Origin of the sequence: Aeromicrobium sp., assembly GCF_047606445.1 — a bacterium.
In the GTDB taxonomy this organism is placed as follows: domain Bacteria; phylum Actinomycetota; class Actinomycetes; order Propionibacteriales; family Nocardioidaceae; genus Aeromicrobium.
On record NZ_JASGEK010000046.1, the window covers coordinates 1 to 9,357 of the forward strand.

The window sequence follows — 9,357 nt, forward strand, 5'->3', positions numbered from 1 at the left end:
CCTTTGCCTCGGTCGCGGTTTCTCATCCACCCTATGAGCGCTCATCGGGTGGATGAGACACCGGCACTCGGACGTTATCCACAGTCTTGCTGAGGTCCGTCGTCCCACTGTCCACAAGCCGCGAAACGCTGGTTGCGCCCGTGTGACGTGAGAACGAGCCTGGCCCCATGCGCCAGTTGACTCCCGTCCCCGACCATCTCGCCCATCGTGCCTTCCACCGACGTGAGGCCCTCGACGCGGGCCTGACCGACCGCATGCTCGAACACGCGCGATTCGTCCGTGTGCTGCCCTGCGTCTACCGGCTCGCGACCACCGAACTCGACCGACTCGGCTGGATTCACGCCGCGCGGCTCGCCCTGCCCGACGACGCCGCGCTGAGCCACATGAGCAGGCTCGCCGCGGCCGGGGTCGACGTCGGCGACGACCTCGTCCACTTCACCATCGGACGCGACCTCCACCTCGACCACGACGGTGTGATGCTGCATCGCACCGTCCGCATGCCGCCTCTCGACTCCGGCGGCGTGCGCCTGTCGGCCGCCTGGGTGCAGTCGCTCTCCCTCCTCCCGCCCATCCGCGCCATCGCCGCCGCCGACCGCCTTCTCGCCACCGAACAGTGCGACACCCGGTCGTTCGCGGAAGTCGCCGCGCGCGATCCGTGGCGTCCCGGGGCGGCCGAGGTCGAACGGGTGCTCCCCTGGCTCGACGGCGCGAGCGCGTCGATCCCGGAGAGCCAGAGTCGGGTGGTCGTCGTCGCGGCGGGTCTGGAGCCGCCCGAGGTCAACGCCCCGATCACCGACGGGCCCGACGCCGTGGCCGTCGGCGACCTCGTCTTCCGGAGGTGGCGGCTCGTCGCCGAGTACGAGGGCCGACAGCACGCCGAGGACGTCCGGCAGTTCGAGTGGGACATCGAGCGGTACCGACGGCTCCGCGAACTCGGGTGGAACTACGTCCAGATCACCGCGCGTCTGCTCGCCCGTCCTCGCGCGCTCGTGACCCGGATCTATCGCGCGCTGCTCAGGCAGGGCTACGACGGACCGGAGCCCGTTTTCGGAGCCGACTGGCACTGGCTCTTCCACACCCCGCTCCCCACCGACCCCCGAGAGCGGTGAGTTGTCCACCTTTCCGCTTTCGTCGGTGGCTCATCCACCCTATTCGGCCTCATAGGGTGGACCATTCACCAACGCCAGGGCAAAGGTGGACAACTCACCGCCTCAGGGAGTCGGTACGGGGTCAGGCGGGGAGGGTCAGGACCTGGGGGCCGTCGGGGGTGAGGGCGACGGTGTGCTCCCAGTGGGCGGCGCGGCTGCCGTCGACGGTGACCGCGGTCCACTCGTCGTCGAGGATGCGCGTGTGGGGCGAGCCGCGGCTGACCATCGGCTCGACGGCGATCACCAGACCCGGCTTCAGACGCAGGCCCTTGCCCCTCTGACCCTCGTTCGGGACGTCGGGGTCCTGGTGCATGGCCGTGCCGATGCCGTGGCCCGTGAAGCCCTGCACGATGCCGTAGTCGCCGGCCGCGCGGACCACCGACTCGATCGCGTGCCCGACGTCGCCCAGCCGCGCGCCCACCTGGGCGGCCTCGATCCCGGCCCACAGCGCCGCCTCGGTCACCCGCGACAGCTCCGCGTCGGCCGGGTCGACCTCGCCGACCTCGACCGTCACCGCCGCGTCGCCGTGCCATCCGTCGACCACCGCGCCCGCGTCGACCGACAGCAGGTCGCCCTCGCGCAGCTCCCGCGACCCGGGGATCGTGTGCACGACCTCCTCGTTCACCGACGTGCAGATGACGCCGGGGAAGCCGTGGTAGCCGAGGAAGTTCGACGTCGCCCCGTGTCGCGCGATCACCTCGCGGGCCAGCTGGTCGAGGTCGCCGGTGGTCACACCCGGCACGGCCGCCTCGCGGACCGTCGCCAAGACGTCCGCGACGACGACACCCGCCCGTCGCATGATCGCGATCTGGGCGGGTGTCTTGTACTCGATCTTCGGACCGAACACCGTCGGACTCAGAGCCCGAGGGCTTCGTTGATCCGTGCGGTGACTTCCTCGATGGAGCCCATGCCGTCGACCTCGCGCAGCAGGCCGCGCTCGCGGTAGACCGGCAGCAGCGGCGCGGTCTCGGCGATGTAGACCTCCTGGCGGCCCCGGATGACCTCTTCGGTGTCGTCGGAGCGACCGCTGGTCTCGGCGCGCTTGAGCAGCCGCGCGATGAGCTCCTCGTGGTCGACGGTCAGCACCAGCACCGCGTCGAGCGAGGCGCCGAGCTCGGCGAGGATGCCGTCGAGGGTGGCCACCTGGTCGAGGGTGCGCGGGTAGCCGTCGAGCACGAACGACTGCGCGTCGTCGTCGGCCAGCCGGTCGCGGACCATCGCGTTGGTGACCTCGTCGGGCACGTACTGCCCGGCGTCCATGTACTCCTTGGCCTTCACGCCGAGCGGGGTGCCCTCGGCGACGTTGGCGCGGAAGATGTCGCCGGTCGAGATGTGGGCTCCACCGATCAGCGAGGCCAGGCCCACCGCCTGCGTCCCCTTGCCCGCGCCCGGCGGGCCCATGATGAGAAGTCGTGTCACTTGAGGAATCCTTCGTAGTTGCGCTGCTGCAGCTGGCTCTCGATCTGCTTGACCGTGTCGAGGCCGACGCCGACGATGATGAGGAGCGTCGTGCCGCCGAACGGGAAGTTCTGGCTCGCCTTGAGCAACGCGATCGCGAACATCGGGATCAGTGCGATGAGGCCAAGGTACAGCGCGCCGGGGGCGGTGATGCGGCTCAGGACGTACGCCAGGTAGTCCTGAGTCGGCTTGCCGGCGCGGATGCCCGGGATGAAGCCGCCGTACTTCTTCATGTTGTCGGCGACCTCTTCGGGATTGAAGGTGATCGCGACGTAGAAGTACGTGAAGAAGACGATCAGCACGAAGAAGGAGATCATGTAGTACGGGTGATCGCCGAGCACGAGGTGGTCGTTGACCCAGACCGCCCACTTCTCCTCCGGGTTGAACTGCGCGAGCAGCGCCGGGAGGTACATGAGGCTGGAGGCGAAGATGACCGGGATGATGCCGGCCTGGTTGACCTTGAGCGGGATGTAGGTCGACGAGCCGCCGAACTGACGGCGTCCCACCATGCGCTTGGCGTACTGCACCGGGATGCGGCGCTGCGCCTGCTCGATGAAGATGACGCCGGCCACCACCAGCAGGCCGACGGCCAGCACCAGCGCGAAGGTGACCCAGCCGTCGCCGCGCTCGTCGGCGCGCTGGACCTTGATCTGCCACATGGCGCCCGGGAAGGTCGCGATGACCTGGCAGAAGATCATGATCGACATGCCGTTGCCGATGCCGCGGTCGGTGATGAGCTCGCCGAACCACATGATGACGGCGGTGCCCGCGACCATCACGAGGACGATCAGCAGGAACGACGGGATGCTGTCCTTGTGGTACAGGAGGTCGGAGTTGCAGGCGCCGCCGAAGAGGCTGCCGCTGCGGGCCAGCGCCACGATGCCGGTGGCCTGCAGGATCGCCAGCCCCAGCGTCAGGTAGCGGGTGTACTGGGTGATCTTCGCCTGACCCGCCTGACCCTCCTTCTTGAGGGAGTCCAACCGCGGGATGACCACGACGAGCAGCTGCAAGATGATGCTCGCGGTGATGTACGGCATGATGCCGAGCGCGAAGATGGTCAGCTGCAGCAGCGCACCGCCGGAGAAGACGTTGATGAGCGAGAACAGGTTGCTGCCCTCGGTGTCGGCCGCAGTCGCGATGTCGATGCACTCACGGACGTTCGAGACGTTGACGCCCGGCGCCGGCGTCATCGATCCGAGTCGGAACAAGACGATGATGCCCAGCACGAACAGCAGCTTGCGCCGTAGGTCGGGCGTGCGGAATGCGTTCACGAAAGCGCTGAGCACTCTTCGTTCCTCCTCGGGTGCCAGGGGCGAGACGCGCCCAGGCGAGCCTAACAGTCGGTTCTCGCGCCTCTACGTTCCATAGAGCGCGCGAAGGCGGCGAGGCTCATGAGAACCTCGCCGCCCGCTAGCCGTGGGCCTCAGCGCTCGGTGACGCTGCCACCGGCCGCTTCGATCTTGGACTTGGCGCTGGCCGAGAACTTGTCGACGGTGACCTGGACGGCCACGCCGATCTCGCCGTCGCCGAGCACCTTGACCGGACGGCCCTTGCGGACTGCGCCCTTGGCGACGAGCGCGTCGACGTCGACGGCCCCGCCCTCGGGGAACAGCTCGCCGAGCCGGTCGAGGTTCACGACCTGGAACTCGACCCGGTTGGGGTTCGTGAAGCCCTTGAGCTTCGGCAGGCGCATGTGGATCGGGACCTGGCCGCCTTCGAAGCCCAACGGGACCTGGTAGCGGGCCTTGGTGCCCTTGGTGCCGCGACCGGCGGTCTTGCCCTTGGACCCCTCGCCGCGACCCACACGGGTCTTGGCCTTCTTCGCGCCCGGGGCCGGGCGCAGGTGGTGCAGTTTGAGCGTCATGTCACTCACCAGCCTCCTCATCAGAAACGGCCTGAACATCCAGCAGGTGCGGGATGGTGTTGACGTAGCCGAGGGTGACCGGGTCGTCGGAACGGACGACGCTGTCGCCGATGCGCTTGAGACCGAGCGAGCGCAGGGTCTGGCGCTGGTTGTCCTGACGGCCGATCGCGGACTTGACCTGGGTGATCTTGAGCTGGGCCATCAGACGCTCGCCTCCGCGGTCTCGGGCGCGGCGGCCGGAGCCTCCTGGTCGGCCTTGAGCAGCGCCGCCGGGGCGACGTCCTCGACACGCAGGCCGCGACGCTGCGCCACCATCTCCGGCGACTCCAGGTTGCGGAGCGCCTCGACCGTCGCGTGGACGATGTTGATCGAGTTCGACGAGCCGAGCGACTTGCTCAGCACGTCGTGGATGCCCGCGGCCTCCAGCACGGCGCGCACCGGGCCGCCGGCGATGACGCCGGTGCCGGGGGCGGCCGGACGCAGGAAGACCACGCCGGCGGCCTTCTCGCCCTGGATCGGGTGCGGGATGGTGCCCTGGATGCGGGGGACGCGGAAGAAGTTCTTCTTCGCCTCCTCGACGCCCTTGGAGATCGCCGTGGGGACCTCCTTGGCCTTGCCGTAGCCCACACCCACCTGGCCGTCGCCGTCGCCGACGATCACCAGGGCGGTGAAGCTGAACCGGCGGCCGCCCTTGACCACCTTGGCGACACGGTTGATCGTGACGACCTTCTCGATGTAGTTGGACTTCTCGCCGCGGTCGCCGCCGCGGCCGCGACGATCTCCGCCGCCTCGACGCTGGCTCATGCAACGCTCCCAAAGTTGTTGGTGTGGATCGTGGTCATCATCAGAACTCCAGTCCGCCCTCGCGGGCGCCGTCGGCCAGGGCCGCGACACGACCGGCGTACTTGTTGCCGGCGCGGTCGAAGACGACCGTCTCGATGCCGGCGGCCTTGGCGCGGTCGGCCACCAGCTCGCCGACGCGCTTGGCCTTGGCCGTCTTGTCGCCGTCGAGGGCGCGCAGGTCGGCCTCCATGGTCGACGCCGACGCGAGCGTGTGTCCCTCGAGGTCGTTGACGACCTGCGCCACGATGTGCTTCGAGGAGCGGGTCACCACCAGACGGGGACGCTCGGCCGAGCCCGCGAGCTTCTTGCGACCGCGGATCTGGCGACGCGCGCGCGAGGCGGCGCGACCGGCCAGCTTCTTGTTGTGCTTGATCGAGATGGCCATCACTTACCAGCCTTTCCGGCCTTGCGGAGGACCCGCTCGCCGGCGTAGCGCACGCCCTTGCCCTTGTACGGCTCGGGCTTGCGGATCTTACGGATGTTCGCGGCGACCTCGCCGACGAGCTGCTTGTCGATGCCGTGCACCGAGAACTTCGTCGCCGACTCCACCTGGAAGGTGATGCCCTCGGGCGCCTCGAAGGGCACCGGGTGGCTGAAGCCCAGGCTCAGCTCGACCGCGTTCGGGCCCTTGGCGAGGACGCGGTAGCCGACGCCCACGATCTCGAGCTTCTTCTCGTAGCCCTCGGTGACGCCGAGGACCATGTTGTGGATCAGCGTGCGGGAGAGACCATGGAGGGCCTTGCTGCGGCGCTCGTCGTCGGGACGCTCGACGTTCAGCGAGCCGTCCTCGGCCTTGCTGACCGTGATCGGCTCGGCGACGGTGTGGCTGAGCTCGCCCTTGGGGCCCTTGACGCGCACGTCCTGGCCGTCGAGGGTGACCTCGACGTTGGCCGGGACCGCGACGGGAATCTTGCCAATGCGTGACATGTCAGACCACCCTCACCAGACGTAGGCGAGGACTTCTCCGCCTACACCCTTGTTGTGCGCCTGACGGTCCGTCAACAGACCCTGGCTCGTGGAGATGATCGCCACGCCGAGGCCGCCGAGGACCTTCGGCAGGTTGCTGCTCTTGGCGTACACGCGCAGACCCGGCTTGCTGATGCGCCGGATGCCCGCGATGGAGCGCTCGCGGTGCGGGCCGTACTTGAGCGTGACGGTCAGCGTCTTGCCGACCTCGCCCTCGGCCGGCTCGGCCACCGAGAAGTCGGTGATGTAGCCCTCCTGCTTGAGCAGCGCGACCACACCCTCCTTCAGCTTGCTGTAGGGGGCGCTCACCTGATCGTGGTACGCCTGGTTGCCGTTGCGGATCCGCGTCAGCAGGTCCGCAATGGGATCGGTCATCGTCATAAGGGGTGAATCCGTTTCTCGCCGCGGTTTCTCGTCTCGTCCAGTCGAGCTGTCGGAGAGGACCTGCGCCGGTTGGTGGGTGTGGTTACCAGGAGCTCTTGGTGACGCCCGGCAGTTCGCCGCGGTGGGCCATCTCGCGCAGGCAGATCCGGCACAGGCCGAACTTGCGGTACACGCTCTTGGGACGGCCGCAGCGCTGGCAACGGGTGTAGCCGCGCACCGCGAACTTCGGCGTACGGGACGCCTTGACCTTGAGGCCAGTCTTCGCCATGTCAGTTCTCCTTGTACGGGAAGCCGAGCAGCTTGAGCAGCGCACGGCCCTCGTCGTCGTTCGTCGCGGTCGTGACGACCGTGATGTCCATGCCGCGCGAGCGGTCGATCTTGTCCTGATCGATCTCGTGGAACATGACCTGCTCGGTCAGACCGAAGGTGTAGTTGCCCCGGCCGTCGAACTGCTTGGGGCTCAGGCCGCGGAAGTCGCGGATGCGCGGGAGGGCGAGCGTCAGCAGACGGTCGAGGAACTCCCACATGCGGTCGCCGCGCAGCGTGACGTGCGCGCCGATCGGCATGCCCTCGCGCAGCTTGAACTGCGCGATCGACTTGCGGGCCTTGGTGACCTGCGGCTTCTGGCCGGTGATCGCGGTGAGGTCGCGCACGGCGCCCTCGATCAGCTTGCCGTCGCGGGCCGCCTCGCCGACGCCCATGTTCACGACGATCTTGGTCAGGCCGGGCACCTGCATGACGTTCTCGAACTCGAACTGCTCGCGCAGCGCGGGAACGATCTCCTCGCGGTACTTGGCCTTGAGACGCGGAGCGGTGACGGTGTCGGTCATGCTCAGATCTCCTCTCCGGTCTTGCGAGCGATCCGCACGCTGCGCTTCGCGGCGTAGGTCGAACCGTCGGGACGGGTCTTGGTGACGTCGTCGCGGCGGTAGCCGATACGCGTCGTGGTCTTGCCCTTGCCGCCGTCGACGACGAGGGCCACGTTCGAGATGTGGATCGGGGCCTCGACCGTGACGATGCCGCCGGTCTCCGCGCCGCCGGCCTGCGCGGCCCGCGTGTGCTTCTTGACCCGGTTGACGCCCTCGACGACGACGCGGTCGGCGTCGGTCAGGACCTCGATCACCTTGCCGGTGACGCCCTTGTCGGCGCCGGCGATGACCTTGACCTGGTCACCCTTCTTGATGCCTGCCATCACAGCACCTCCGGTGCGAGCGAGATGATGCGCATGAACTTCTTGTCGCGAAGCTCACGGCCGACGGGACCGAAGATGCGCGTGCCGCGCGGGTCGCCGTCGTTCTTGAGGATGACGGCCGCGTTCTCGTCGAACTTGATGTACGAGCCGTCCGGACGGCGCCGCTCCTTGACGGTGCGCACGACGACCGCCTTGACGACGTCGCCCTTCTTCACGCCGCCGCCGGGGATCGCGTCCTTGACGGTGGCGACGATCGTGTCGCCGATGCCGGCGTAGCGCCGGCCCGAGCCGCCGAGGACGCGGATGCAGAGGATCTCCTTGGCGCCGGTGTTGTCGGCAACCTTGAGCCTGGACTCCTGCTGGATCATGTCGTCACTTCGCCTTCTCGAGGACCTCGATGAGGCGCCAGCGCTTGGTGGCCGACAACGGGCGGGTCTCCATGATCCGCACGCGGTCGCCGACGCCGGCGGTGTTCTCCTCGTCGTGGGCCTTGAACTTGATATTGCGCCGCTGCACCTTGCCGTACAGCGGGTGCTTGAAGCGCTCCTCGACATCGACGACGATGGTCTTGTCCATCTTGTCGCTGACGACGAGGCCTTCGCGCACCTTGCGGGTGCTGCGCTCTTCGGTCACAGTCTGATCCTTCTCGCTCATGCGTCCACCTCGGCGTTGTCGTCGGCGGACTCGATGATGCCGAGCTCGCGCTCGCGCAGCACCGTGTAGATCCGGGCGATGTCCTTGCGGACGGTGCGCAGCCGCGCGGTGTTGTCGAGCTGGCCGGTGGCGTTCTGGAAGCGCAGGTTGAACAGCTCTTCCTTGGCGTCGCGCAGCTTCTCGGCGAGCTCGTCGGCGGCGAGCGTACGCAGCTCGACGGCGGTCGTCTTCGACATCACAGACCCCCTTCGGTCTCGCGGCTGATGAAGCGCGCCTTCATCGGCAGTTTGTGGATCGCGCGGCGCATCGCCTCACGGGCGACGTCCTCGGACACGCCGGACAGCTCGAACATGACGCGTCCGGGCTTGACGTTGGCGACCCACCACTCGGGCGAGCCCTTGCCGGAGCCCATGCGGGTCTCGGCGGGCTTCTTGGTCAGCGGGCGGTCCGGGTAGATGTTGATCCAGACCTTGCCGCCGCGCTTGATGTGGCGCGTCATGGCGATACGAGCCGACTCGATCTGCCGGTTGGTCACGTAGTGACCCTCGACCGCCTGGATGCCGTAGTCGCCGAAGGCGAGCGTGGTGCCGCCCTTGGCCATGCCGCGGCGCTTGGGGTGGTGCTGCTTGCGGTACTTGACCCGTCGGGGCATCAACATCAGGCTTCGCCTCCTTCGGCGGGAGCAGCGGCGGCGGCCACCGGCTCGGCCGCAGGGGCCTCGGCGGCGGCAGGAGCCTCGGCGTTGTTACGGGCGGGGCGCTCGGGGCGACGACCGCCGCCACGACCGGCGCGACGGTTGCCGCCGGGGGCGGCGGCGCGCTTGGCGGCCTCGGCCTCGCGCGCGGCGC

General features: G+C 68.5%; 17 protein-coding genes and 1 pseudogene. 1 reads left to right on the plus strand and 17 read right to left on the minus strand.

Annotated elements, in window-relative coordinates; genetic code table 11:
* Positions 1-167: 167 nt before the first annotated feature.
* Positions 168-1,109 carry a hypothetical protein gene (locus tag QM621_RS09145; RefSeq protein WP_414990068.1) on the plus strand — a complete coding sequence of 314 codons (942 nt, stop codon included), beginning with the start codon at positions 168-170 and terminating at the stop codon, positions 1,107-1,109.
* Between the two features lie 121 nt (positions 1,110-1,230).
* Here QM621_RS09145 and map read toward each other — a convergent pair whose 3' ends face one another.
* The 17 genes and pseudogenes from map to QM621_RS09230 form a co-directional block, all read right to left on the minus strand.
* Positions 1,231-1,995: a type I methionyl aminopeptidase gene (gene map, locus QM621_RS09150; RefSeq protein WP_414990069.1), complete on the minus strand. Its 765-nt coding sequence runs from the start codon at positions 1,993-1,995 to the stop codon at positions 1,231-1,233.
* Positions 1,996-2,003: 8 nt separating this feature from the next.
* Positions 2,004-2,567, minus strand: coding sequence for an adenylate kinase (locus QM621_RS09155; protein ID WP_414990070.1), 564 nt, complete (start codon positions 2,565-2,567; stop codon positions 2,004-2,006).
* Positions 2,564-3,892, minus strand: a complete 1,329-nt coding sequence (secY, locus tag QM621_RS09160) for a preprotein translocase subunit SecY (protein WP_414990071.1) — start codon at positions 3,890-3,892, stop codon at positions 2,564-2,566. Before secY ends, QM621_RS09155 begins: the two co-directional genes overlap by 4 nt.
* Positions 3,893-4,029: 137 nt before the next feature.
* A complete protein-coding gene (rplO, locus tag QM621_RS09165; RefSeq protein ID WP_414990084.1) occupies positions 4,030-4,470 on the minus strand; it encodes a 50S ribosomal protein L15 in 441 nt (146 codons plus the stop codon).
* Between the two features lies 1 nt (position 4,471).
* The gene (gene rpmD, locus QM621_RS09170; protein WP_414990072.1) at positions 4,472-4,672 is read right to left on the minus strand and encodes a 50S ribosomal protein L30; all 201 of its coding nucleotides are present in this window, start codon (positions 4,670-4,672) and stop codon (positions 4,472-4,474) included.
* The gene (gene rpsE, locus QM621_RS09175; protein WP_414990073.1) at positions 4,672-5,274 is read right to left on the minus strand and encodes a 30S ribosomal protein S5; all 603 of its coding nucleotides are present in this window, start codon (positions 5,272-5,274) and stop codon (positions 4,672-4,674) included. Before rpsE ends, rpmD begins: the two co-directional genes overlap by 1 nt.
* A 40-nt stretch (positions 5,275-5,314) precedes the next feature.
* The gene (rplR, locus tag QM621_RS09180) at positions 5,315-5,698 is read right to left on the minus strand and encodes a 50S ribosomal protein L18 (protein ID WP_414990074.1); all 384 of its coding nucleotides are present in this window, start codon (positions 5,696-5,698) and stop codon (positions 5,315-5,317) included.
* Entirely contained in the window at positions 5,698-6,240 is a 543-nt protein-coding gene (gene rplF / locus QM621_RS09185; protein ID WP_414990075.1) for a 50S ribosomal protein L6, read from the minus strand. The genes rplR and rplF overlap by 1 nt, the downstream gene beginning before the upstream one ends.
* 12 nt (positions 6,241-6,252) lie before the next feature.
* Positions 6,253-6,660, minus strand: coding sequence for a 30S ribosomal protein S8 (gene rpsH / locus QM621_RS09190; protein WP_414990076.1), 408 nt, complete (start codon positions 6,658-6,660; stop codon positions 6,253-6,255).
* Between the two features lie 85 nt (positions 6,661-6,745).
* Positions 6,746-6,931: a type Z 30S ribosomal protein S14 gene (locus QM621_RS09195; RefSeq protein WP_414990077.1), complete on the minus strand. Its 186-nt coding sequence runs from the start codon at positions 6,929-6,931 to the stop codon at positions 6,746-6,748.
* A 1-nt stretch (position 6,932) separates the two neighbouring features.
* Positions 6,933-7,493 (minus strand): 50S ribosomal protein L5, encoded by a 561-nt coding sequence (gene rplE / locus QM621_RS09200; RefSeq protein WP_414990078.1) that lies wholly within the window; start codon positions 7,491-7,493, stop codon positions 6,933-6,935.
* A 2-nt stretch (positions 7,494-7,495) separates the two neighbouring features.
* The gene (gene rplX / locus QM621_RS09205; protein WP_414990079.1) at positions 7,496-7,855 is read right to left on the minus strand and encodes a 50S ribosomal protein L24; all 360 of its coding nucleotides are present in this window, start codon (positions 7,853-7,855) and stop codon (positions 7,496-7,498) included.
* On the minus strand, positions 7,855-8,223 hold the full coding sequence (rplN, locus tag QM621_RS09210; RefSeq protein ID WP_414990080.1) for a 50S ribosomal protein L14: 369 nt from the start codon (positions 8,221-8,223) through the stop codon (positions 7,855-7,857). The genes rplX and rplN overlap by 1 nt, the downstream gene beginning before the upstream one ends.
* A 4-nt stretch (positions 8,224-8,227) precedes the next feature.
* Positions 8,228-8,509, minus strand: a complete 282-nt coding sequence (gene rpsQ / locus QM621_RS09215) for a 30S ribosomal protein S17 (protein ID WP_414990081.1) — start codon at positions 8,507-8,509, stop codon at positions 8,228-8,230.
* On the minus strand, positions 8,506-8,745 hold the full coding sequence (gene rpmC / locus QM621_RS09220) for a 50S ribosomal protein L29 (protein WP_414990082.1): 240 nt from the start codon (positions 8,743-8,745) through the stop codon (positions 8,506-8,508). The genes rpsQ and rpmC overlap by 4 nt, the downstream gene beginning before the upstream one ends.
* The gene (gene rplP / locus QM621_RS09225; RefSeq protein WP_414990083.1) at positions 8,745-9,167 is read right to left on the minus strand and encodes a 50S ribosomal protein L16; all 423 of its coding nucleotides are present in this window, start codon (positions 9,165-9,167) and stop codon (positions 8,745-8,747) included. Before rplP ends, rpmC begins: the two co-directional genes overlap by 1 nt.
* A pseudogene (locus QM621_RS09230) lies at positions 9,167-9,357 on the minus strand (30S ribosomal protein S3); the annotation flags it as partial. The pseudogene QM621_RS09230 and the gene rplP, both read right to left, overlap by 1 nt.

Coding starts and splice junctions, on each gene's coding strand:
- QM621_RS09145 (WP_414990068.1), top strand. CDS start 168: ATGCGCCAGTTGACTCCCGTCCCCGACCATCTCGCCCATCGTGCCTTC.
- rplO (WP_414990084.1), bottom strand. CDS start 4,470: ATGACGCTCAAACTGCACCACCTGCGCCCGGCCCCGGGCGCGAAGAAG.
- rpmD (WP_414990072.1), bottom strand. CDS start 4,672: ATGGCCCAGCTCAAGATCACCCAGGTCAAGTCCGCGATCGGCCGTCAG.
- rpsE (WP_414990073.1), bottom strand. CDS start 5,274: ATGAGCCAGCGTCGAGGCGGCGGAGATCGTCGCGGCCGCGGCGGCGAC.
- rplR (WP_414990074.1), bottom strand. CDS start 5,698: ATGGCCATCTCGATCAAGCACAACAAGAAGCTGGCCGGTCGCGCCGCC.
- rplF (WP_414990075.1), bottom strand. CDS start 6,240: ATGTCACGCATTGGCAAGATTCCCGTCGCGGTCCCGGCCAACGTCGAG.
- rpsH (WP_414990076.1), bottom strand. CDS start 6,660: ATGACGATGACCGATCCCATTGCGGACCTGCTGACGCGGATCCGCAAC.
- QM621_RS09195 (WP_414990077.1), bottom strand. CDS start 6,931: ATGGCGAAGACTGGCCTCAAGGTCAAGGCGTCCCGTACGCCGAAGTTC.
- rplE (WP_414990078.1), bottom strand. CDS start 7,493: ATGACCGACACCGTCACCGCTCCGCGTCTCAAGGCCAAGTACCGCGAG.
- rplX (WP_414990079.1), bottom strand. CDS start 7,855: ATGGCAGGCATCAAGAAGGGTGACCAGGTCAAGGTCATCGCCGGCGCC.
- rplN (WP_414990080.1), bottom strand. CDS start 8,223: ATGATCCAGCAGGAGTCCAGGCTCAAGGTTGCCGACAACACCGGCGCC.
- rpsQ (WP_414990081.1), bottom strand. CDS start 8,509: ATGAGCGAGAAGGATCAGACTGTGACCGAAGAGCGCAGCACCCGCAAG.
- rpmC (WP_414990082.1), bottom strand. CDS start 8,745: ATGTCGAAGACGACCGCCGTCGAGCTGCGTACGCTCGCCGCCGACGAG.
- rplP (WP_414990083.1), bottom strand. CDS start 9,167: ATGTTGATGCCCCGACGGGTCAAGTACCGCAAGCAGCACCACCCCAAG.